The following is a 24,685-nucleotide window of genomic DNA, read 5'->3' on the forward strand; positions in this document are numbered from 1 at the left end:
ACTAACTAAACGAACAAAATGAAACAATGTTCCAAAAAAAGACATCCTTTTTTTGAACAATGTTTAAAAATCGAATCCTCCAAAACCTCCAAACGGGTTGTTTTGAATGTTCATTTCATTTTTTTCAACAAGTTCATACGTAATGATTTCATCTGGATGATGACGAAGTTCAATAATATAGTCAAAATCTTCAATTTTGTATTGGGAGTTTTGTACAAATAAATCAGGATGTTCAATTACTTTAATAGCAGGTACACTCATCACTTCTCGAACAAGCTGTTGATGACGTTCATCAGTAGTTCTTCGTGTGACTGCTCCATCAAGAATAAAAATATTATTGGCATTAAATTCGTCTCCAATTAGCTGATTACGAATTGTTTGTTTAATCATCGTAGACGATAGGAATATCCATTTTTTGTTGGCACAAACACTAGCAGCTACAACTGATTCCGTTTTCCCAACTCGTGGCATCCCTCGGATACCAATTAATTTATGACCGTCCTTTTTAAATAATTCAGCCATAAAATCAACTAAAATGCCTAGCTCATCTCGTACAAAGCGGAATGTATTTCTTTCGTCCTGATCCCGTTCTATATAGTGACCATGACGGACAGCTAAACGATCACGTACTTTCGGCTCTCGAAATTTTGTGACATGAATGTTTTCCATTGTCGAAACGATGGAAATGAAACGTTGAATCGTTTCATCATTCTCTGTTTTTAATAGCATTCCCCGTCTTGCTTCATCTACACCATTAATTGAAACAATATTCACACGTAACATACCTAGGAGTGATGCAATATCGCCTAATAAACCTGGACGATTTACTTGGATCTCATATTCAAAATACCATTCACCCACTAAAAACCGTCCCCTCACCAACGAAAAATATTATTTTTCTTATTAGTTTCATCATAGCGGATTTTATATGTATTGAAAAGTTAGAAAGTAATGATTTTCTCTTAAAATATTAAAATTTATTATACTTATATATGATAATGTAAAAAATAGTATGCTGGCAATGAAAATGTCGAAATTTAGGAAAAAAACAAGATAAGAAAAAAGGAGGGCTAGCCTCCTTAAAGAGAAGTTTGAAGAAATTAGACGATGAGAGTTTTATGATATCTAAATTAGCGGGATTAGGCTTGCCTACTTTAGGCTTAATAAGTAAACAAGCCACTTCGCTTTTTTCACTAAAAACTTATGATATTGACTACTGCATGCGATGATTTTGTACTAATTTAATAATACAATTCGCAAGCGCATGTTTTTCATCGTCAGAAGCTACTCCCCATAAGTCGGATAGTACGCGTTCTTGTTCGTTTTTAGGGTCAACGTTTTTCGCTAAATAATCACCGATTTGTACAGCTGATTTTTCAATCATACGTTTGGACATACCTTTTTCTTGGGCTTCATTAACTTGTTCGCCTAAAAATGATGTCCATCTTTCCCAGTTTTCTAATAGCGCCATTTATATCTCCTCCTCCTTTGCAATTTTATTATGTGCAAATTGGAGAATTATATGTACCATCCACCATTTAATCGAATAATTTGACCAGTAACATAATTTGCCTGTCCACTTAAATAAAAACTGACTAGATTTGCGACCTCTTCAACTTCTCCAGCTCTTCCTAAAGGTATTTCTTCATTGATTTTCCTTTTTTCTTCTTCATTTAAATGGGCATTCATTCCGGTCTTAATCAGCCCAGGAGCGATGGCATTCACTAAAATACGATTGTAAGCTACTTCTTTTGCATAGGACTTAACAAATGCATGTTGGGCACCTTTCACAGCACTATAAACTGTTTCAAAGGCAGCTCCAGCTTCTCCCCAAATTGATCCAATAAATAAAACATAACTTGTATCATGTTGACGGAGCTTATTGGATAATAACGCAAGTAAACGCATTGGGTTTTGAACATGCACTTTCCAAAGTTTATTCATTTCTTCCACTGGCGTATCTTCTATTAAACCGTAAAGTGCATGACCTCCTGCAAAAACAATTGCTTGTAATGAATAAATTTGTGTTGCAAGAATATCTGCTCCATTATCTTCTGAAAAATCCGATTGGACTTCGATAAATTCTTGCTCTGGGAAGTTACATCTCAACTGTTCCACTAACTGTTCCAATGCTTGACGATTTTGATGGAAATGCAAATAAAGCGACCAACCATCACTAGCTAGTCGCTGAGCTATTGCCTTTCCAATCGCACCAGAAGCTCCTACTACGAGTGCGAATTTTTTCATTATTCTTTCCTCTCACTTGAAGGTAAAACTTTAAATACGGTTTGCTGAGACTCTCCTTGAATCGATTCGAAAGCTTGTAACACATCATCAACCGTTAATTTTTCGATGACAGGTACTGCATCAAATAAATTCATTTCATTAAATTTATAACGGGTAAATTGATTTGCGATAAATTCCATAGAATTAAGAGCTCTTAGGAAGAAACCTATTTTTTTGCGTTTTACCCGCTCGATTTTTTCAGCCGTTAAGTTAGACTGAGCATTGTTTATTTCATTTTTAATTTTTTCCGCTAACTGATCCGGTTGACTTGAGTCAGAGCCGATTAATGCAAAGCCATAACCTTTTTCTAAAGAGAAATCATAAGCAAAGGTTTCATCGATTAACCCATTTTCATATACATCTGTATAAAAGTTTGATGCCCGACCAAATAGACACTCTAATGCAATTTGAATCGATAGCTCATGTTTAAGCATTTCCTCGCCGCTTAATTCTGTTTCCTTCGCCTTTAACCCTACATATACTTTTGGTTTTTGAACATCCATTGTCAGTTCGCGTTCTTTAATCGCGACTTCTTTTGGTTCTTCTTCAAAGTGACGCTCAATCGGCGTTGGTTCTGGAAATTCCTTTTCACTTTGATTTTTTTCAATAAACGCCATCATTTCAGTTGGATCGATGGCACCAACTACAAACAATAACATGTTGGATGGGTGATAAAACGTGTTGTAGCAAGTATATAAATGCTCTGCTGTAATTTTATCGATTGATTCTATCGTTCCAGCAATATCAATTTTAACGGGATGATTATGGTACATATTTTCAATCGCACCGAAATATAGTCGCCAATCTGGTTGATCATCGTACATCGTAATTTCTTGACCGATAATTCCTTTTTCTTTATTCACCGTTTGTTCCGTAAAATATGGCTCTTGAACGAAATTCAATAACGTTTCTGTACTTTTATAAATATGATCTGTTGCAGAGAACAAATAAGCTGTACGAGTAAAGGAAGTGAAAGCATTCGCTGATGCTCCAGCTTCGCTAAATTGTTGGAATACATCCCCATCTTCCTTCTCGAACATTTTGTGCTCTAAAAAGTGGGCAATCCCATCCGGAACTGTTATAGCCTCTGATTCCCCCATTGGGACGAAGGTACGGTCAATCGAACCATATTTCGTTGTAAAAGTAACGAATGTTTTTGAAAAACCTTTCTTCGGTAAAATATATACATCTAATCCGTTTGGTAACTTTTTATAAAATAATGTCTCGTCTAGCTGTTTAAACTCAATCGTTTGCATTGGCTAGGCCTCCTTTCCACTTAAGAAATAAACTGCTTCAAGTTGTACTTGTGAAGCCATTTTTTGAACATCTTCTTTTGTAACCTTTTCCCAACGTTCTTTCCAAAGGTCCACTGAAAATTGTTCATCTAAATCTTTATATTGATCGTAAATATCAATTTGTCCGCGGGCTAAATCAAGGGCTTCTTTTAATTGGTTGATTAGCATTGCTCTAGTTTGCGTTAGTTCTAAATCAGAAATTTCTCCTTTTTTGATTGCTTCTAACTGTTCAAAAATAACGTCTGTTGCCTTTTTCTCATTTGCTGGTTCAATACCAGAGACAACATAAACTAAACCATAATGGGCAGAATAAGAACTTGACGCATAATAAGCTAAACTTTCCCGTTCACGGACATTCATGAACAATTTAGAGTGGGCATAACCACCAAAAACACCATTGAAAATTTGCATTTTCGGGAAATCCTCATCGCCAAAAGTTACAGGAGTACTAAACCCAATATGCAATTTCCCTTGTTTCATTTCTTGTTGTTCTTTTACATAATCTTTTTCAGGTTTTGAAACATCTTTCTTTTTCTCTGCTTGTTTTGGCGTCCGATCTTTGAATGATAGGGCTTCAGTTAATTTCTTTTGAACTGCCTCTACGTCAAAATCACCGACAACGTAAATATCAATTTTATCTTCATTAATCATTTTTTCATAAGCTTTTGTTAACGATGCTGGTGTAATTTCTTTTACCGCTTCAATCGTTCCATTAGCAGAAATGGAAGCCGGATGATTCGGGCGGATAATTTGAGTTAAACGATGTTGGGCATAACGAGTTTTATCATCAAAGATTGACTGGATTCGTTGAATGATCATTTCTTTTTCCCGCTCCACAATAGCTGGTACAAATGATCCACTTTCAAAATTTGGTTCGAAAACGACCGTGTTTAGTAATTCTAACACTTCATTAAATACTTTATTTTCTGCTAAATATTGGTCGTTTACAGTTTCAACATTTAATAAAAGGGTATGTTCATTGCCCCTTTTCGTCGCATCAAAATATAAAACCGTACCGAATAAGTCATCTAAATAACTTCTAAATTCGGCTGATTTTTTATATTTTCCATTACTATGTTGCAAAACGTTTGATAACACGGCACGTTCTGCAGCATCCTTCGTCGTTAATGGGGTTCTCCATTTTATAGAAAAGTTTACTGTTTTGAATTGAGTTGTTTGTCGGATATGCAGCGTAACACCTTCTGCTAACTTGGTCGATAAAAACAAAAAAATTCCTCCTGACTTATACTCTTGTATAGGAAAACGTACAATCGCCATCAATAATTGGCTTTGTATGTTGTACCAATCGACTATTTTCTACTGTTTTTAACTATTTCTTTTGAAACAAACAGTCGCTATCACTACTATACATGTAGAATTGGTGATTATGCAAAAATAATCCAATTTTGTTTTTTCCCTTTTGAATTTATACATATATGCAATAATTTACCCTTCTCAAGCAGATTGATTCATCAAATCGAACAGATTTTTTTCATATAAGTCGTGTCGAACATTAATTTTCGACAATAGAAAAAAGCACCTTTCAATTTGAAAGGCACTTTAATAAAAAACATATTATCTTTTTCCTTTAATATACGGAACACCACTTGCTTTTGGTGCATGGGCTTTTCCTATGAATCCTGCTAAAGCAAAAATTGTTAAGACATAAGGTAAAATGTGTAAGTATACATCCGGAATATCTTGAATATACGGGATAGAACCACCTACTACACTTAGTGCTTGGGCAAAACCGAAGAATAAAGCTGCACCTAACGCACCTAGTGGATGCCATTTACCGAAAATCATTGCCGCAATCGCCATGAAACCTTGACCACTAATAGTTGATGCACCGAAGTTCCCAGCAATCGCTTGGGCATAAATCGCCCCACCGATACCACCTAGTGCTCCGGAAATCATAACAGCTACATAGCGCATTTTTGTTACATTAACACCCATCGTGTCTGCCGCCATTGGGTGTTCCCCTACAGCGCGTAGACGTAACCCGAATGGAGATTTATAAATAATAAACCAAGCGACAATTGCTACGGCAAAGGCTAATATTGATGTTGCATAAACGTCTACAAAGAACATTTTCCCAATGACAGGAATGTCACTTAATAACGGAATATCGAAACGAGAGAAACGTTCTGTAATCGAATCTGTTTGACCTTTGTCATAAATCATTTTAACTGTAAATACCGCTACAGCAAGCCCTAACAAATTCAGAGCAACTCCAGAAACGGTTTGATCCGCACGTAAAGATACTGCTGCAATTGCTAATATTAATGAAAAAATAATCCCGACCACCATTGCGACGATTAATCCGGCCCAAGGTGTGAAATTTCCTAATTGATCTGCAAAAAATAAGTTGAAAATAATACTACTTGCTGCACCTACAACCATGATCCCTTCAAGTCCAATATTGACAACCCCAGATCTTTCAGTAAATACGCCACCGATTGCTGTTAGAATTAATGGTGCTGCATAGAAAATGGCAGAAGGAATAATAAAATATAGCACTTCTAAAAAGCTCATGTTATTTTTCCTCCTTTCTTTTCTTACCAAAGCGTTCTAGGGCTACTCGAATGATATAACCTGATGCTACAAAGAAGATGATCAGTGCAATCACAATGGAAACTATCTCTGTTGGTACGCCCGCTTCACTTGGCATATTTAAACCACCGTTTTTCAATGATCCAAATAAAATCGCTCCTAAAAGAACACCAAATGGTTGGTTTGCTCCTAATAACGCTACGGCGATTCCATCAAAACCAATTCCTGTCATTGCATGAAGCTTAGACATATTTTCGAAAGTCCCTAACGCTTCCATCGCACCACCAAGACCGGCAAAGGCACCGGAAATAATCATTGCTAGAATAATATTTTTGTTTACATTCATACCCGCGTATTGGGAGGCGTTTTTATTGAACCCTACTGACTTTAATTCGTATCCAAGGGTTGTTTTTTCTAAAATAAACCACATGATGACTACAGCTATTAGAGCTAGTAAGAAGCCCCAGTGTAAACGGGAATAATCCGTAATAGATTCAAAGAATTGAGAACGTAATGAAGCTGACTCATGTATTCTCTCCGTTCTTTCTCCCCCATCAGCGATGACTTGGATTAATGCATTTGCCACATGTAAAGCTGTGTAGTTTAACATAATCGTTACAATAACTTCGTGAACTTGTAGTTTCGCTTTTAACAAACCAGGAATAAAAGCCCATAAAGCTCCTGCTAATGCAGCTGCAAGTAAAGCTAATGGAAGGTGAATAATTGCTGGTAAATCAAATGCTTGACCTACCCATGCAGCCGCTAACCAACCCATAATTAATTGTCCTTCTACCCCAATATTAAATAAACCTGTACGGAAAGCGAAGGCTACAGCTAAACCTGAGAATACATAAGGTGTGATTTGGCGAACCGTTTCACCCATTGTGTATGTATCCATAAAAATACCGTTCCATAATGCAATATAGCCATCAATCGGATTGAAACCACTGACAGCCATTACAATCGCTCCAATGACTAAACCTAATAAGATGGAGATAAGTGGAACAAGTATATTGACTAATCGTTTATTCATTTTCGCCACCTACCTTTTCTTTCTTCCGTTGTAGCGATTGTCCTGCCATTAATAACCCTAGTTCCTGTTCATTTGTTTCCTGCGGATTTACCGTATCAATGATATAACCATCATAAATAACAGCGATTTGGTCAGAAACGTTCATTACTTCATCTAATTCAAATGAAATTAATAGAACGGCTTTTCCTTTATCCCGTTGTTCAATTAAACGTTTATGAATAAATTCAATTGCCCCAACATCTAGACCACGGGTTGGTAATGCGGCAATGAGTAAATCTGGATTACGATCAATTTCTCGTCCGATAATCGCCTTTTGTTGGTTACCACCTGATAAAGAACGGGCTAGTGACATTTCACCTTCACCGGAACGAACATCATATTCTTCAATAATTTTTCGAGCGATTTCATTTACTTTTTTATAGTCGATGACGCCTGATTTAGATATTGGTTTTTTATAATAAGTTTGCAACGCAATATTATGTCCAATAGGAAAATCTAAAACTAGGCCATGTTTATGACGATCTTGAGGAATATGCCCTACGCCGGATTCCGTAATTTTTCTCGGTTTTAACCCTGTGATATCTTTGCCATTTAACGATATTTTTCCGCCTTTCACTTTGCGGAGACCTGTTATCGCTTCGATTAACTCGGATTGACCGTTTCCATCAATCCCGGCAATCCCTACAATTTCACCTGCACGAACGGATAAATTTAAATTTTTCACTTTATCAATTCCGCGGTTATCTGCCACTGTCAATGAATCAATTTGAAGAACAACTTCCTTTGGATTTGCAGGAGCTTTCTCCGTTTTAAACACAACTTGACGACCTACCATTAGCTCGGCAAGTTCTGTTGGATTCGTTTCGGCAGTTGTAACAGTACCAATCCCTTTTCCTTTACGGATAACCGTTACTCGATCGGAAACTTCCATAATTTCATTTAACTTATGGGTAATTAAAATGATGGATTTTCCTTCTTCGATTAAACGTTTCATAATATGCATTAGTTCAGTAATTTCTTGTGGTGTTAAAGAAGCAGTTGGTTCATCGAAAATAATAATGTCTGCGCCACGATATAAAGTTTTTAAAATCTCTACCCGTTGTTGCATCCCAACTGAAATATCTTCAATTTTCGCATTTGCCTCAACATTCAAACTGTATTTTTCTGATAACGCTTGCACTTCTTTCGAAGCTTCTTTAATATTGATAGTTCCCATCTTTGTTGGTTCACTACCGAGAATGATATTTTCCGTCACCGTAAAATTTTCAACTAACATAAAGTGTTGATGCACCATACCGATTCCGAGATTATTAGCTACATTCGGATCTGTAATTTTTACTTCCTTGCCATGAACTCGGATAGTCCCCGCTTCAGGTTGATATAAACCAAAGAGGACATTCATCAACGTGGACTTCCCTGCACCATTTTCACCAAGAAGTGCATGAATCTCGCCTTTTTTAAGTTGAAGGGTGATGTTATCATTGGCTACAAAATCCCCAAATTGCTTACGGATTCCAAGCATTTCAATTACATATTCCAATGTGTTCACTCCCTTGGACACTTATTTTTCAAAATAGTTTGATAGACTTGTATTTTTAAATTAACACAAGAAAGGTTTTAATTTAACCGGTGATTTATGTTAATTTCTATTAACTTAAAACCTTTCATCTATTAATTCAAATCAGGCAAAAGCGAATGTTCGCACTTTTTTATTTATCAGAATATTACTACTTTTATCTCTGAACAAAACATGAAGACTAGCGCTCGCTAGCCTTCATATTGCTAAATCTTATTCTGCAGGTTGTTCTGGAACTTTAATTGTTCCGTCGATAATTTGTTGTTTGTATTCTTCAACTTTCGCTAAAGTTTCTTCAGAAATTGCACCACGAGAATCAGCTAAGTCAACACCTTGGTCAGATAAACCGTAAGTAATTGTTTCGCCACCAGGGAATTTTCCTTCTTGCGCTAATTTTGCAACTTCTTGAGCCGCAACGTCAACACGTTTTAATACAGAAGTTAATACAACGTTTGTTGAGTCATCCACTTTACCTTCTTCATATTGGTCACGGTCAACACCGATTACCCATACGTTAGCATTAGGATCTTTTTGTTTACGTTCTTTTGCTTCTGTGAATAAACCGTTACCTACACCACCAGCTGCGTGGAAAATAATGTCTGCGCCAGAATCATACATTCTTTTTGCAATTTGTTGACCTTTTGCTGCATCAGTAAAGCTTTCTGCATATTCAACATCCACTTTAATATTAGGGTCTACTGCTGCTACACCTGCTTCGAAACCAGCTTGGAAACCTCCGATAATTTCACCAGTTACACCACCGATGAAACCAACTTTACCAGTTTTTGTTTCTAAAGCTGCTGCTACACCAGCAAGGTAAGATGCTTCGTTTGCACGGAACATAATTGAAGCTACGTTTTCTTTGTCAGGAACTACTTCGTCAATGATCGCAATTTTTGCGTCAGGTTGTTGATCTGCAACTTCTGCTACCGCATTATGTAATGCGAAACCAACTGCAAATACTAAATCAAAGTCACGACGAATTAAGCTATTTAAGTTTGTTACATAATCAGATTCTTGAGCAGATTGTAGGTAGTCAAAACCACCATCACCTTTTTTAAGGCCATTTTCTTCACCGAAAGCTTGGATACCTTCCCAAGTAGATTGGTTGAATGATTTGTCATCAACACCACCAGTATCTGTTACCATAGCAACTGAGAATGTATCTTCTGAACCTTTTTCAGAACTTTTTTCTCCAGTTTTTTCGCCTTCGCCACAAGCACCAAGGATTGTACCAAGTGCAAGTATACCTGAAAGCGCAAATGCAAATTTACGTTTTTTCATTTGACTTACCCCCCAAAGGATTTAGTAATTAGCAGGAATTTCTCAGAAATGTTTTACACCCGTTTTCGAATTACATGGAAGCTGAATTTATCAGCTCTAAAGTAGTTTTTTGAATAAAGAACTACTCGATCATTATCATCATAATGAAGTTGCTTTAATACGAGCAATGCTGTTTCTCGGCCACAATTCAATATAGGAGATACTTGCTCATGATAACCTACTGGATCTATGTAAGTAACAGCGTAAGCAACATGAATATCACCTGATTGTTCAAGGGATGAGAATATGGAAACTTCCTTTTTTTGAACAAAGTTAACTGGAAGGTGTTTTGACAGTACTTTATCTATACAATAAACTACTGGTTCACCGTCGGCAGTTCTAACTCGTTCAATGGTTAATACTTGGTCATCTTTGTCACATTGGAAACGATCCATATCATCCTCTGTCGGAATATTCTCAGAGGCTTCAATAAAGATTGTCCCTGGAACCATTCCGGCATTTTCAATCATAGAGGAAATACTCGATAATTGTTCAATACCTGAAGTAAATACAGGTTTTGGATTCACGAATGTCCCTACTCCATGACGTCGAACGATGATATTTTCTTCTTCCAATAGTCGAAGCGCTTCTCTTAAAGTTGCTCGACTTACCCCTAGTTCTTTCGACAAATCGAATTCTGAAGGTAATTTTTCATTTTCTCTATAAATACCTTTTTCAATATCCTCTTTTAATCGATCGATTACTTGGAGATATAAATGACGATGATCAGCTTTTATTGACAATTTCATCACCACCAAACAACACAAGATCAGACATCTGATGTTGAACTTTCCTACTAATCGATTCATAATATACCACTTTTATTGAATAATGAAAATAGTTTTACAAAAAACTGTTGTGTAATAGAGAAAAAGTTTTGATTCCTATTAACATTAATATGTCATTTTACATAATTTACCCATTTTCTACATTCGTTTTGTCAATTAGAACTTGTCTTGGACGACTTCCATCCGGTGGGCCAACAACGCCCCGCAATTCCATTTGATCAACGATACGTGCAGCCCTTGAATAACCTATTCTAAAGCGTCTTTGCAGCATTGAAACCGATGCGGTTTGCATTTCCACTACTAACTGTACCGCTTCATCATATAAATCATCGGTTTCTTCCTCAAAGGATTTTTCTGGTTCATCTGTAGGAATCATACTTTCATCATATTGAGCTTTCTGTTGTTCTATAACAAAATCAACGACTGCTTCAACCTCTGAATCAGATAAAAATGAACCTTGTACACGAATCGGTTTAGATGAACCGGCAGGTAAAAATAACATATCTCCTCTACCTAATAACCGTTCAGCACCACCCATATCTAGAATTGTACGGGAGTCGATGGCAGACGAAACAGCAAAGGCAATTCGTGAAGGAATATTCGCTTTAATAACTCCTGTAATAACATCAACAGAAGGTCTTTGTGTTGCAATAATTAAATGAATTCCGGCTGCACGGGCCATTTGCGCTAAACGTGTAATGGAATCCTCTACATCATGGGAGGCGACCATCATTAAGTCGGCTAATTCATCAATAATGACAACGATATATGGTAATTTAGGATGTTTTTCTTCATTTTCCAAATTAAATTGTTCGATATGATCGTTATACCCCTTAATGTTTCGAGTCCCTGTATGGGAGAACAAATCATAACGGCGTTCCATTTCCGAAACGACTTTTTGTAATGCTTGGGATGCTTTCCGGGCATCTGTTACAACAGGAGCCAATAAATGGGGAATCCCATTATAGACATTTAACTCTACCATCTTTGGATCGATTAACATCATTTTCACTTCATGGGGAGCTGCCCGCATTAAAATCGACACGATAATCCCATTAATACATACACTTTTCCCACTACCAGTAGAACCGGCAACAAGTAAATGGGGCATTTTATTTAATTCCGCTAAAATTGCTTGTCCAGTAATATCACGTCCGAAACCTATCAACAACTTCGAATCAGGTTGGTTATTTTCTTTCGCCTCTAATACTTCTCGCAACGTTACCATCGCAATTTCACTATTCGGTACTTCTATTCCAATGGCCGATTTTCCTGGAATAGGAGCTTCCATCCGAATATCCTTAGCAGCTAAAGCTAAAGCTAAATCATCCTGGAGACTAACGATTTTACTAACCTTTACACCAACATCAGGCATGACTTCATATTTCGTAACAGCTGGACCAAGATGAACTTGAGTGACTCTTGCCTTTACACCAAAACTTAAAAAGGTTTGTTCTAACTTCTTCGCGTTAGCTTGAATCACCGTATATTCACCGCTTTGGTCATAGGCAGGAGGAAGTTGTAACAAATTCATGGAAGGTAATCGGTAATCTGCATTTTCAATGTTTGTTTCCACAGATTTTTGGATAACTTCTCCAATATTTTCCTTATCCACTTCCGGATTTTCTTCCGTAATACGAATTTGTTGCGTTTGCGGCTCTGGTTGTTCCTTCTTTATATTTTGTGTGAAAGCTGAAATAATCGGCTCTTCATCTTCTTCAAAATAGTCTTCAATCGGTTGTTGTTTTTTACGAACGGGTTCCTCCGTTGTTGCGGCTATTTCATTGGAAATCTTTTCGTCCTTCGATTTTGAACGTCTTGGTTTCTTTTCATCTTTGACGATCGTCTTTTTACTTCTTCTTCGTAAACTTCTTTTAGGAAATTTCTTTTTCATTTTCGGCGCATTTTCTACGATAATTGGGACAAGCGCCTTCCCTGTAATTAACACAATTCCGATAAATAAAATAAACCATGCAGCGACTTTAGCTCCCGTTGAATCAAATAATATATGAAACAAACTAAACAGTAATGCACCGATCATTCCACCACCAAGGGCGCTACTACGATTATCGATTCCTTCCATTTCGATTAATAATCTCCATGTTTCTCGTAAAACCGAATCGGAAAGTAATTTATTGTTATTATATAATTCTTCAAAAAGTACACTATGGGCAAAAATAGATAAACTACAAATAATTAAAATAGAGCCTTGAATAATACGATCTTTAAAAGATACACCTTGCCTTTGAACCATTAATAATACTGCAATTAAAACTGCAAAAAATGGCACAATGATATGAAGATTTCCAAATAAAAACATCGAAACGGTTTTGATCATCCGTCCGACTACACCATATTCAAAAAATACAATAATGGCAAAAGCGATTAATAAAAGTCCTATAATTTCATATGCAAGGGGGTGTAGTCCCTTTTTTGCTTTCGTACTTGTTTTTTTCACTGCCATTTCCATCACCTACTTTAAAAGTTGTTTCATAGTCGTTTTAAAAGTTAAAAAAGGATTTCCTCGACCGTCAATCGGTTAAGAAAATCCTTTTTGGTTGCGGACAAATTCTTTCATCTATCATTTCCGACTAGAGAATTTATTATTTATTTGTCTACAACGCACCTTATACAGCTGCTTAGTATTCCATAATAATTGGGATAATCATTGGGCGGCGCTTTGTTTTTTGGAATAAATAAGCGTTTAGCGTATCACGGATTTCTTGTTTAATGTTTGTCCATTCAAACGTGTCTTTATTCACATACTTTTCAATAACAGAACGTGCAAGTTCAGTTGCTTCAAGTATTAATTCCTCTGATTCACGCACATAAACAAATCCGCGCGATAAAATTTCCGGGCCAGACGCAATTTTCTTTTGCGCTCGGTTCAATGTAACAACGACAATGAAAATTCCATCTTGGGAAAGTAGCTTACGATCCCTCAATACAATGTTTCCTACGTCGCCGACACCGATCCCGTCAATTAGGACGTTACCAGCTTGAACTCGGCCACTCATTCTCATTTTACCATTTTTATATTCTACGATATCACCTTTGTCGGCAATAAAAATTTGTGATTTTTGCATTCCAACTGATTGGGCAAGTTTAGAATGGGCAATGAGCATTCTATATTCACCTTGTATCGGGATAAGGTATTTTGGTTTCATTAAGTTCAGCATCATTTTTAAGTCTTCTTGACTACCGTGGCCAGATACATGAACTTTTTTATCAGCTGTTAGAACGGTTGCCCCCGCTTTTGCTAAACTATTCATCGCACCAGCCATTTGAATTTCCATTCCTGGCGATGGAGTGAATGTAATGAGAACTGTATCTGTATCTTTTATGCGAATATCGCGATGCTGTTTACGAACGATTTTATCAAGGGCTTCTAACGGCTCTCCTTGATTGCTTGTAACAAGAATGATCAGTTCATCATCTTCGTACTTTTGAATCGTATTAACAGGAATTAACGTCTCTTCATCAATCGTTAAATAGCCTAAGTTTACGCCAATATCGATGACTTTCTCTAAGCTTTTTCCAACAACGGCAACTTTTCTTCCCGATTCTTGAGCATGATTAAATACTTGTTGAATTCTAATAAAGTTCGATGCATAAACCGCTACAATCATTCGAGCAGGTGCAGAGTGGAAATATTTAGCTAACTTCTCTTCAATCACGGTTTCACTTGTTGTATAACCTGGACGTTCTGCTTCCGTTGATTCAGAAAGTAAAATAAATACGCCTTCTTCACCTAACTGGGCCATTTTTGCTAAATCCGGTTTAAATTTCCCTTTGGCCGATTGATCAAACTTGAATTCACCTGTATGAACAATAGCACCTTCTGAAGTATGGAACACGATACCTAATGAATCAGGAATGCTATGTGTTGTGTGGAAGAAAGTCACATATGTTGTATTAAAATTCATACGACTTTTATTCGTTACTTCAAAAAACTTCACAGGATGAGGAACTGGTAAGCCTTTAATATGTTCTTTTGCCAATGCAATCGTTAATTTGGAACCATAAACTGGTGCTTTAATTTTTTGTAGTACGTATGCAATGGATCCAATCGCATCTTCGTGTCCGTGGGTTAAGAAAATCCCTTTTACACGATCTTTATTTTCTTCTAAGTAAGTAATGTCAGGAATGACGATATCTATTCCAAGCATCTCATCTTCTGGGAACATTAGCCCACTATCTACAATAAATAGTTCGTCATCGATTTCGATTACGTACATAGATTTTCCGATTTCTCCTACTCCGCCAAGAGGGATTACTCGGATTACTTCGTTTTTAGTTTTTGTCACTTGATTTCCTCCTATAATATCCCGAACGCACAACCACTTAAACCCATTATACGGTGTCCATGCATGAAGCACAAATAAAAAAAGAATATTTTTTATTTAATGCTAAATGCTGCTTATTTTAAATCAGCATGTGCTAGAGACTTCCTTCTACAAGATAAAATAAAGGAAAGAGAGTGCATTCAATAAAAGAAAATAAAAAAGCAAACACCGAAATGTTTGCTTTTTTTAAATGAAATCTCTTTTTAAATGGAAAGGTTTAATTCACTTAGTTTTTCTTGGAACTTATTCCAAGTATGATCAAATTTCATTTTATCTTCTTCCAGAAGCTCTACTAATGGAAGTCTTACTTTTTCAACGTTAAAACCTACTTTGGATAAAGCATATTTCACTGGGACTGGATTTGGATTAGCAAATAATTGATGAACTACTGGTAAAAGCGCTTGATGTAATTTATACGCATCTTCATGTCGACCATCTTCAAACGCCCGAATCATCGCCTGTATTTCCTTACCTACCACATGGGCAGCAACAGAAATAACCCCCCTACCACCTATAGCAAGTAATGGTAATGTGAGACCGTCGTCACCACTATAAATATAAGTATCATCCGAAACTTCAGCGAGTATTTTTGTCATTTGATCTAAATTACCGCTAGCTTCTTTCACGATTCTTATATTCGGGATTTTACTTAAAGCGATGGTCGTTTCTGCATGAATATTAATACCTGTTCGACTCGGTATATTATAAACGACGATCGGCAAGGACGTTTCTTTCGCTATGGCTTCAAAATGCGCATAAATACCACGTTGATTTGGCTTATTATAGTATGGTGCAACGAGCATCACGCCATCAACACCTAAGGCATCCACTTTTTTTGTCATTTCAATTGAAAACTCGGTTTCATTATCACCTGTTCCAGCGATAACGGGTATACGTTTATTCACTTTCTTCACCGTAAAATCAATTAATTCGAGTTTTTCTTCAATCGTTAAAGTGGGAGATTCACCCGTTGTACCGCAAACTACAATAGTATCTGTTCCATTGGCTATTAAATGCTCAATTATTTGCTCTACTACATCATAAGCGATTGCGCCATTTTCTTGAAATGGGGTAATCATGGCAGTAGCAATACGACCTAAATCCACTATATACACCCCTTATAGTAAGTTATCCTCTAACATCGCTTCTGCAATTTGAATTGAGTTTAAAGCTGCACCTTTTAACAAGTTATCTGAAACGATCCATAAATGGAATCCTTTTTTATTTGATAGATCTTGGCGAATCCGTCCAACATAAACAGGATCTTCACCTTCTACAAATAGAGGCATTGGATAGTCTTGTGTCGTAATATCGTCTTGTAGCACAATTCCAGGAGCATTTTTCAATACTTCAAAAATCTCATTCACAGAAGCGTCATTTTCCACTTCTATATAAACGGACTCGGAATGTCCAGAAACGACCGGAACACGTACACATGTAGCCGCCACTGCTAGTTCAGGCATATGCATAATTTTTTTCGTTTCGTTTATCATTTTCATTTCTTCGTATGTAAAGCCATTTTCCGTAAATACATCAATTTGCGGAATGACATTACGTGCGATTGGATAATGTTTTTTATCTGATTTTGCTGGTAGAATTTTCGCTTCTACATTTTTTCCAGCTTCCCATTGTGCACTTTGCTCACGCAATTCTTCAATAGCTGAAACACCTGAACCGGATACAGCTTGGTAAGTAGAAACAATGACTTTCGTTAAACCAAATTTTTCACGAATTGGTTGAAGAGCTGCCACCATTTGAATAGTAGAACAATTTGGATTAGCAATAATTCCTTTATGTTCCTTTAAGTCTCCTCTATTCACTTCAGGTACAACTAGTGGTACTTCCGGATGCATGCGGAAGTGACTCGTATTATCAATTACTACCGCTCCACGTTTTGCAGCTTCTGGCGCTAATTTCGCAGAAACTGAACCACCAGCTGAGAATAGAGCTACATCTACTCCTTCAAAAGCGTCCGGTGTAGCTTCTTCAATTGTATAAGTCTTTCCATCGAATTCAATTTCTTTACCTGCTGATCTTGCTGAGGCTAAAAATTTTATATGTTTAATTGGAAAATTACGTTTGATTAGTTGTTCTTTCATCTTTGTTCCTACCGCACCTGTAGCACCTACAATTGCAACTGTTAATTCTTTAGCCATTTACTCATCTCTCCTCAAAAAACTAGTAACATAATGTTGAAAATTGTATCATAAAAAGGAGAAGCTGTGTTAGGATTTTTCATTATTTAGAATATTGTACAAACAAAGGCTGTAACTGCTTTTTATGCACAATTGCAGTTTCTACTGTTTCTACCATTTTTGTGAAATCGGCAATGAGTGAATTCGGTTTATTGTGTGGATCATCTTGACCAAATGGAATAAAGTAAATATTTTTGGAGTTTAATAATTTCATAATGTTTACACCGTTCAAACCTAAGGCATCGTTCGTTGAAATACCTAAAACAACCGGTGAACCATTACGAAGCGTAGCTTTTGCAGCCATCAAAACAGGGCTATCCGTTGAAGCATTTGCAAATTTACTAATCGAATTTCCTGTCATTGGTGCAATAACCATACAATCTAATGGATTTTTCGGCCCGAACGGTTCCGCCTCTACGATAGAAGAAACGACTTTTTCACCTGTTATGGACTCGATTTTTTTTATCCACTCTTCCCCTGTGCCAAATCGTGTAGCAGCTGTTAGCACGGAATGGGTAATGATAGGTACTACCGTTGCACCGGCATTGCGGAAATCCATAATTTTCGGAACTACATCTTCATACGTACAATGGGATGCCGTTATGCCTAGCCCTATTCGTTTACCTTCTAGCAACGATCTCTCCTCCTTAATTGTCCAACAATTGATTCATATAGTACATTTCCAGCATCTTCAGGGAAAAATTTTCCTGGTAATGCGGGTAACAGTTCATATTGCTTTCTTACAATTCCATCTTGTAAACACCCTGGATGGGAGGCTAAATCATATACTGGAATGGTAATCTTTTCGTTAAATTGTTCATCCAGCCATTTAGCGGGTATCGTGTTAATGAAAAAGTCCCCTACCACTTCACCCACTTCGTCTAAATAAACCGCTTCATAACGAAAGGCTTTTGCTTCACTTAATTGCACATCTGATCGTACTGCAATACTTACTTCAGCACCGATACTTTTTAAAATATGGGCAACCATTTTCGCAACGCGCCCGAATCCTGTAATGATAAATTTTTTTCCTTGAATCGCTTTTTTTGTATTGTAAAAGCTTGATACAAAAGCTTCTGCTGTTAATGCTGCATTATGCCAAATGAAGGCTTCATCTTGTAGATAAAAATGAATGTCGTTCTGTTGTAAAATATTACGCCACTCGTCATTCAACTTCCCAGCAAAAATTACTGCTTTAGAAAGCCCAAACACCATAGGTACTTCTATCGATAATGGATGAATCGGTAGCACAACAAAATGAGGTTGAAATTCAAGAACTGTTTTGTTTAGTTCCTCATCCCAAACGCTCAAACTTTTATAATATACGGTTCTATTTTCGTTCGTTAAATTTTTTGCTAACACTTTCATGCGCAAGTCCGTTCCAACGACTAACCATTTTTCTTCGGTCATGTCTCAAACTGCCTTCTTTTGGATGATGTGCGATGGAAAAGAATCCGATCTTCACCGATGAGATGAATTTCTTCCCAAGGAATGAATAACGGTGTTGTCGCCTTTTTCTTTTGGAATGGTATTTTCGCTGATTGTTCGTGCAATTCAAAGCCAAAAATTTTCCCAGTCTTTGGATCAAATAAACATTCCGTTTCTGACAAATAACCGTATCTTACGCCATTTTCCATCTCTATCAGTTCTTTCTCTGCAAGCTCCGATAGCAGCATTGTCTCCCTCCTCCATGAGCTTATTGATACTATATGCAACATAAGAAATGATGGTGACCCCTTTTCACGTATGCAGTTGACAACAACTGTACCAACTGTGTATAGTGTATATATACAGTTGTAAAGGGGTATTAAAATAATGCATATACGCTTAAGCAATGCCAGCGATAAACCAATTTACGAACAAATCACACAACAAATTAAACAAGCTATTTTAACTGGTGTATTAAAACCCGGCGAGGTACTACCTTCCATTCGAAGTCTAGCAAAAGAATTAAAAATTAGTGTAGTAACGACAAAACGGGCTTACAGCGATCTAGAAAATGATGGCTTCATCGAAACAGTTGCTGGAAAAGGTAGTTTTGTAGCAGAACGAAATCAAGATTTTTTACGGGAAGAGCTATTACGACAAGTGGAAGAATCTTTGCAGAAGGCAGTTCAAACTGCCAAATTAGCGGGTATGCCAAAGGAAGAATTAGTAGAATTGTTATCGCTTTTAGTAGAGGAGGAAATACAATGACAAATGCTATAGAAGTGTTGAACTTAAATAAAAAGCTACATCAGTTTCAATTACGAGATGTATCATTCACTTTACCGGCTGGTACGATTATGGGCTTTGTCGGAGAAAATGGTGCAGGTAAAACAACGACTATTAAGTGCCTGATCAATTTGTTAAAAAAAGAGCGTGGTTCAATTAAATTATTTGGCTTAAATCAAGAGTCAAACGACATTGCTATTAAGGAACAAATTGGTGTCGTATTCGATAATATCCATTTCCCAGAAATGCTAACCCCAAAACAAATCAATCAATTAATGGGTGCCGTTTATAAAACGTGGGACCATCATTATTTTTTAAAATTATTGGATCAATTAAAAGTACCCATTCATAAACCGATTAAACAATTGTCCAGCGGGATGAAAATGAAACTTTCCATTTCTACCGCATTAGCACACTATCCTAAATTGCTCATTTTAGATGAGCCAACGAGTGGACTAGACCCTATTGTTCGTGAAGAAATATTAGATTTATTTTTAGAGTTTATGCAAGATGAAGAACATAGTATTTTATTTTCTTCCCATATTACGAGTGATTTAGAAAAAATTGCTGATTATATTACTTTTATTCATGATGGAGAAATTTTATTTAGCGAAAATAAGGATGATTTATTATATCAATTTGGAATATGGAAAGGTTCCTTTGAACAATCAAAGGATTTACCTGATCATTCAAAAATCCGTATGAAAAAATCGCCCTTCGGAGTTGAAATTTTAGTTAAGCGGAATGAAGTGAATAATGCTTTTTATTTAGAAAAACCAACTATTGAAGACATCATGTTATTTTATGTGAAAGGAGACGACATCAAATGAAAGCATTATTATTAAAAGATTTTTTGGCTATGAAGTCCCAGCTTAAAATGATTATTACCATTCTATTATTATTCATTGCTGTCTCTTTCTTCTTACAAGATAGCTTTTACTTGGTCTTATCCATTTTTATATTTGGTACGATTCAAGTAACAGCTTCTTTTACTTATGATGAAATGAGCCATTGGGATCTATATGCAAATACATTGCCTTTGGAAAAATCAGAAATCGTAAAAAGTAAATATATTTTAAGTTTACTTTTAAGTATAGGTACATTATTACTCTTTAGCCCCATTTTACTTTTAATTAATTATTGGACAAATGGGATTCCTCTTATTGATTTTCTTCCAATCATTTGTTTAATGGCCACTGGATCCCTAATCATCATGTCCTTTTTATTACCGATTTACATTAAATTCGGACCTCAAAAGGGAAGACTCTTTTTGTTTTTAATCGTAATTCTTCCAATTATAGGATTTAATGCATCCCTTTCATTTATACTTGATAAGCTACCACCAGTAGAAACATTGCAAAAACTAAGCTATGTTTCACCTATTTTTGGAGCTATACTTTTCATCCTTTCATATATGCTTTCAGTTAAATTTTATGAAACGAAAGAGTTCTAATAAAGAGCGGTTGTTTCCTACACTTTAAGGAAACAACCGTTTCTTAATATTACTTCATCGATTCAAAAGAAAGTGAAGCGAATTTATTTTACCCCTTGCCCAATAATGGATACAGCCGGGTCCACACTAAAGATGGATTCAATGAGACGGTCTACTTTATCCATTGATACTTGGTCAATTTCAGCTATCGTTTCATCTATTGTTTTATGACGACCATGAATTAACTCATTGCGTCCATTACGGCTCATACGGGAATTCGTACTTTCTAAACCTAATACAAAGCTTCCCTTTAATTGTTCCTTTGCATTGGACAGTTCCGATTCCTTAATTCCTTCTGTACGAACTTTTTGTAATGTTTCATTAATCGTTTCGTGCATGATAGTTAGTTGTTGATTATTTGTACTTCCGTAAATAGTGAATGCCCCAACGTCTGCATAACAGGATTGATAAGAAAAGATTGTATAGGCTAAACCTCTCTCTTCCCTCACTTCCTGGAAAAGTCTCGAAGACATATTGCCACCAATAATATTGTTTAAGGCTATAAAACTATTTAAATCCGGATGCTTTATTCCTATAGCAGGATAGGAAATAGCTAAGTGGGATTGTTCCACATCCCTTTCCTTCACGAAGCGACCAGAATGAAATGTTGGATTCGTAAGTGCCGTTTCCATCGCTTTATCAGTACGTTCATAGCGACCGAACAATTTTTCGATATGTAGAAGCAAATCATTTGTTACATTCCCTGCGACCGATATCACAATATTTTCTGGGAAATAGTATTTTTCCATATATTGACGGATTGTATCAGACGTAAATGTGGACAACGTTTCGCTCGTACCTAAGATCGGTAAACCTAACGCGTCTGTTGGATACATCACTCTCCATAATTGTTCGTGAACATCATCATCAGGTGCATCTTCACTCATTAAAATTTCTTCTAATACGACTTGTCGTTCTTTATCTAATTCGTTTTGATCAAAACTAGAGTTAAAAAACATATCTGCCAATATCGATACAGCTAATTGTCCATGATGATCTAATACTTTAGCATAATAACAAGTATTTTCCTTAGAAGTAAAAGCATTAATTTCTCCGCCAATTCGATCAAATTCTTCTGCGATTTGTCTAGCGGATCTCGTTTTCGTACCTTTAAACAACATATGTTCAATGAAATGGGTGATTCCATTTTCTTCCGGTAGTTCAAACCTTGAACCAGCACCTACCCAAATCCCTACGGAAATAGATCGAACATGGGGTATTTCTTCTGAAACGATTCGAACACCGTTTTGACATGTATATACTGTAACCAAACTATCTCCTCACCTCTATGATCAAATTCTCTCCAGCAAAATTCACAAATTCAATGTTTTCGCCAATCATTTTGCTAAAAGGCTGTTTCCTTTCTTACGTTCTACTTTTTTAAATAGAAAAACGTTATAGAACAAAGAAAAATATTCGTAGCATTTAATAATCATATGCTAATCTTCTCTAACCTTCAACTTTTGAAAACGAATTTTTCTTTCATACTTTTTATGAAACTATTAAGAAATTCTTCATAATTGTCCTTCCATTTTCTTCAGATTTTTTTCCTACAATGAATTTATCACTTAATAAAGGAATGAAAAACAATATGATTACTGTTCAATCATTACAACACACTTTTATTATTGGAAAAAAGGGTCAGGAAAAAAAGGTGGAAGTATTAAAGGATATCAACTTCCGTATTGAACAAGGAGAAATAGTGGCTATTGTAGGAAAAAGTGGTTCAGGAAAATCGACGTTACTACAAACGATTGCTGGTTTTATGAAACCTGATTCTGGATCGATCATTGTAAATAATACAGAAATTGCTGGTTTTACGGAAAAACAAAGTACTGCGTTCCGATTAGATCATTTCGGCTTCATTTTTCAAAACTTCCAACTGTTATCTTCTCAAACGGTATTTGAAAATGTTGAACTACCTTTAAAACTAAAAGGCATTAGTCCAGCAATACGGAAAAAGAAAGTTAGTGAAATCCTTACAAAGGTTGAACTGGCTGGAGTAGCAGATCATTACCCAAATGAACTTTCCGGCGGGCAGCAGCAACGGGTATCAATCGCTAGAGCTATGATTACAAACCCGCCTATTATATTGGCTGATGAACCAACTGGTAGTTTAGATTCACAAACGGAAAAGGAAATATTAACCCTTATTCAGCAATTGAATGAACAAGATAATATTACGTTTATTATCATTACCCATGATGAAGAAGTTGCTTCCATTGCAGATCGTAAATTTCGAATGGCAGATGGTGTATTAGTAGGAGGTATGGCTCATGTTATTTAAAGATCAATTACAATTTGTATTTCAACATATGAAAAAAAATAAACTGCGCGTTACGATGACAATATTAGCTGCAATGATAGGATGTTCCTTTTTAATTGTACTAGCTTCAGTTGGGTTTGGTATTCAAGAAACTTTACGGAATGATATTCTTTCACAAGAGGAAATTACGAAAATTGAGCTTTATGGGGATGAAACCCTTTCAGAAAAGGATCGAGAATATATCGAGAGCGTTGATCATGTAAATGTCGTTTTAAATAAGGCTGAACTAGATGGTATTGTCTCCACATCCTTTGAAGATCGTAAAGGTGAATCAACGGGAGTTATTTATAATACGTCAGAACTCAAACAACTTCCATCGAATTTAAATGAAGGTCGCTTACCAGAGCAAGCGAACGAAATTGTCGTCGGTTATCATTTTGCTCAAAGTTTATTAAATGAAGAAGATAGAGCAATCATTGAGAAAAAATCAAAGGAGGCTGAAGAACAGGGATCCTATTACGATGGTTCTGAGGAAGGCTATAAAGGTGATATTTTAAATAAGGAAGTAAACCTTCAGTTTTACAATGCTGAGACTGAAGCATATACAGAGCCTTCTACCTTCAAAATTGTCGGTATATTAAAGAAACCGTCCTATGATTGGTATGTTGATTCTTCCATTCAGTTTAGTGATGCTTTATTGGACAAGTTTCCTAACTTAGTCACGTATCCATCCACTTTTATTTATGTAGATTCTGTCGAGAATGTTATGCCTGTTTTAGAGACATTAAAAGATCAAAACTATCAAGTATACTCGCAAATTGAACAATTAGAAGAAATGGATCTGTTCTTCCTTATTTTTAAAATAGGACTTATATTTATAGGAACAATCGCTATTCTTATTGCTTCTATTGGTATATTTAATACGATGACAATGGCTGTTACAGAAAGAACTCGTGAGATTGGTGTGTTAAAAGCAATAGGGGCTTCTCCGAATTTAATTCAACGATTATTTTTAATGGAAAGTACATTTATAGGCCTTTTAGGTACCGTATTAGCTGTTATTGTATCCTATGTAATTAGTTTTGCGGCAAATGCTATTTTACCTTATGTTGTATCCTTTGCTTTATCTGAAGAAGATTTATCAAATTACGAACTTACCTTCTCATTAATTCCAATTAGTCTTGTGTTAGTTGCAGGGAGTATTAGTTTACTAGTAGCCATTACTTCCGGTTGGCGCCCGGCACGTAATGCGACAAAAATTGAAGTCATTCAAGCATTACGTCAAGAATTGTAATACTTAAACGAAAAAATATTCATA

General features: G+C 36.2%; 23 protein-coding genes. 5 read left to right on the forward strand and 18 right to left on the reverse strand.

Translation table 11 applies throughout. From position 1 onward, the window contains the following. Positions 1-63: 63 nt before the first annotated feature. The 17 genes from ACH0B5_RS02460 to ACH0B5_RS02540 form a co-directional block, all read right to left on the reverse strand. A complete protein-coding gene (locus ACH0B5_RS02460) occupies positions 64-861 on the reverse strand; it encodes a DUF3388 domain-containing protein (protein ID WP_122970427.1) in 798 nt (265 codons plus the stop codon). A 352-nt stretch (positions 862-1,213) separates the two neighbouring features. Beyond that, positions 1,214-1,471, reverse strand: a complete 258-nt coding sequence (locus ACH0B5_RS02465) for a DUF3243 domain-containing protein (RefSeq protein WP_122970426.1) — start codon at positions 1,469-1,471, stop codon at positions 1,214-1,216. Between the two features lie 47 nt (positions 1,472-1,518). Beyond that, entirely contained in the window at positions 1,519-2,247 is a 729-nt protein-coding gene (gene ymfI, locus ACH0B5_RS02470; RefSeq protein WP_122970425.1) for an elongation factor P 5-aminopentanone reductase, read from the reverse strand. Next, complete coding sequence (gene yfmH / locus ACH0B5_RS02475) at positions 2,247-3,542, reverse strand: EF-P 5-aminopentanol modification-associated protein YfmH (protein ID WP_122970424.1); 1,296 nt, start codon at positions 3,540-3,542, stop codon at positions 2,247-2,249. Before yfmH ends, ymfI begins: the two co-directional genes overlap by 1 nt. 3 nt (positions 3,543-3,545) lie before the next feature. Next, entirely contained in the window at positions 3,546-4,808 is a 1,263-nt protein-coding gene (gene yfmF / locus ACH0B5_RS02480; protein WP_406927345.1) for an EF-P 5-aminopentanol modification-associated protein YfmF, read from the reverse strand. Between the two features lie 348 nt (positions 4,809-5,156). Next, a complete protein-coding gene (locus ACH0B5_RS02485) occupies positions 5,157-6,116 on the reverse strand; it encodes an ABC transporter permease (protein ID WP_406927346.1) in 960 nt (319 codons plus the stop codon). Position 6,117: 1 nt separating this feature from the next. After that, positions 6,118-7,167 carry an ABC transporter permease gene (locus tag ACH0B5_RS02490; RefSeq protein ID WP_406927347.1) on the reverse strand — a complete coding sequence of 350 codons (1,050 nt, stop codon included), beginning with the start codon at positions 7,165-7,167 and terminating at the stop codon, positions 6,118-6,120. Further along, complete coding sequence (locus ACH0B5_RS02495; RefSeq protein ID WP_406927348.1) at positions 7,160-8,707, reverse strand: ABC transporter ATP-binding protein; 1,548 nt, start codon at positions 8,705-8,707, stop codon at positions 7,160-7,162. The genes ACH0B5_RS02490 and ACH0B5_RS02495 overlap by 8 nt, the downstream gene beginning before the upstream one ends. A gap of 249 nt (positions 8,708-8,956) precedes the next feature. Continuing rightward, on the reverse strand, positions 8,957-10,027 hold the full coding sequence (locus ACH0B5_RS02500; protein ID WP_406927349.1) for a BMP family lipoprotein: 1,071 nt from the start codon (positions 10,025-10,027) through the stop codon (positions 8,957-8,959). A 53-nt stretch (positions 10,028-10,080) separates the two neighbouring features. Continuing rightward, positions 10,081-10,809, reverse strand: a complete 729-nt coding sequence (locus tag ACH0B5_RS02505) for a GntR family transcriptional regulator (RefSeq protein ID WP_122970418.1) — start codon at positions 10,807-10,809, stop codon at positions 10,081-10,083. Positions 10,810-10,981: 172 nt separating this feature from the next. Beyond that, positions 10,982-13,318 (reverse strand): FtsK/SpoIIIE family DNA translocase, encoded by a 2,337-nt coding sequence (locus ACH0B5_RS02510; protein ID WP_122970417.1) that lies wholly within the window; start codon positions 13,316-13,318, stop codon positions 10,982-10,984. Positions 13,319-13,493: 175 nt separating this feature from the next. After that, on the reverse strand, positions 13,494-15,161 hold the full coding sequence (locus ACH0B5_RS02515; RefSeq protein ID WP_406927350.1) for a ribonuclease J: 1,668 nt from the start codon (positions 15,159-15,161) through the stop codon (positions 13,494-13,496). A 242-nt stretch (positions 15,162-15,403) separates the two neighbouring features. Then, the gene (dapA, locus tag ACH0B5_RS02520; protein ID WP_406927351.1) at positions 15,404-16,306 is read right to left on the reverse strand and encodes a 4-hydroxy-tetrahydrodipicolinate synthase; all 903 of its coding nucleotides are present in this window, start codon (positions 16,304-16,306) and stop codon (positions 15,404-15,406) included. A 12-nt stretch (positions 16,307-16,318) separates the two neighbouring features. Then, positions 16,319-17,356 (reverse strand): aspartate-semialdehyde dehydrogenase, encoded by a 1,038-nt coding sequence (locus tag ACH0B5_RS02525; protein WP_122970414.1) that lies wholly within the window; start codon positions 17,354-17,356, stop codon positions 16,319-16,321. An 82-nt stretch (positions 17,357-17,438) separates the two neighbouring features. Next, positions 17,439-18,029, reverse strand: coding sequence for a dipicolinate synthase subunit B (locus tag ACH0B5_RS02530; RefSeq protein WP_341361891.1), 591 nt, complete (start codon positions 18,027-18,029; stop codon positions 17,439-17,441). Then, a complete protein-coding gene (locus tag ACH0B5_RS02535; protein WP_122970412.1) occupies positions 18,023-18,805 on the reverse strand; it encodes an NAD(P)-dependent oxidoreductase in 783 nt (260 codons plus the stop codon). The genes ACH0B5_RS02530 and ACH0B5_RS02535 overlap by 7 nt, the downstream gene beginning before the upstream one ends. Beyond that, positions 18,802-19,071: a YlmC/YmxH family sporulation protein gene (locus tag ACH0B5_RS02540; protein ID WP_122970411.1), complete on the reverse strand. Its 270-nt coding sequence runs from the start codon at positions 19,069-19,071 to the stop codon at positions 18,802-18,804. The genes ACH0B5_RS02535 and ACH0B5_RS02540 overlap by 4 nt, the downstream gene beginning before the upstream one ends. A gap of 139 nt (positions 19,072-19,210) precedes the next feature. Between ACH0B5_RS02540 and ACH0B5_RS02545 the strand changes: the two genes are divergently transcribed. Genes ACH0B5_RS02545 through ACH0B5_RS02555 form a run of 3 tightly spaced genes read left to right on the forward strand, consistent with a single transcriptional unit; the run spans position 19,211 to position 21,062 of the window. Beyond that, the gene (locus ACH0B5_RS02545; protein ID WP_341361889.1) at positions 19,211-19,591 is read left to right on the forward strand and encodes a GntR family transcriptional regulator; all 381 of its coding nucleotides are present in this window, start codon (positions 19,211-19,213) and stop codon (positions 19,589-19,591) included. Then, positions 19,588-20,439, forward strand: coding sequence for an ABC transporter ATP-binding protein (locus ACH0B5_RS02550; RefSeq protein ID WP_406927352.1), 852 nt, complete (start codon positions 19,588-19,590; stop codon positions 20,437-20,439). The genes ACH0B5_RS02545 and ACH0B5_RS02550 overlap by 4 nt, the downstream gene beginning before the upstream one ends. Then, on the forward strand, positions 20,436-21,062 hold the full coding sequence (locus ACH0B5_RS02555) for an ABC-2 transporter permease (RefSeq protein WP_341361887.1): 627 nt from the start codon (positions 20,436-20,438) through the stop codon (positions 21,060-21,062). The genes ACH0B5_RS02550 and ACH0B5_RS02555 overlap by 4 nt, the downstream gene beginning before the upstream one ends. A gap of 83 nt (positions 21,063-21,145) precedes the next feature. Here the strand turns inward: ACH0B5_RS02555 and ACH0B5_RS02560 are convergent, their stop codons facing one another. Then, positions 21,146-22,372: a M16 family metallopeptidase gene (locus ACH0B5_RS02560; RefSeq protein WP_406927353.1), complete on the reverse strand. Its 1,227-nt coding sequence runs from the start codon at positions 22,370-22,372 to the stop codon at positions 21,146-21,148. 320 nt (positions 22,373-22,692) lie between these two features. Between ACH0B5_RS02560 and ACH0B5_RS02565 the strand changes: the two genes are divergently transcribed. Beyond that, on the forward strand, positions 22,693-23,388 hold the full coding sequence (locus tag ACH0B5_RS02565) for an ABC transporter ATP-binding protein (protein ID WP_122970406.1): 696 nt from the start codon (positions 22,693-22,695) through the stop codon (positions 23,386-23,388). After that, entirely contained in the window at positions 23,378-24,661 is a 1,284-nt protein-coding gene (locus ACH0B5_RS02570; protein ID WP_406927354.1) for an ABC transporter permease, read from the forward strand. The genes ACH0B5_RS02565 and ACH0B5_RS02570 overlap by 11 nt, the downstream gene beginning before the upstream one ends. Positions 24,662-24,685 lie beyond the last annotated feature (24 nt).

The organism is Ureibacillus sp. 179-F W5.1 NHS, assembly GCF_045369345.1.
Lineage (GTDB): Bacteria > Bacillota > Bacilli > Bacillales_A > Planococcaceae > Ureibacillus > Ureibacillus halotolerans.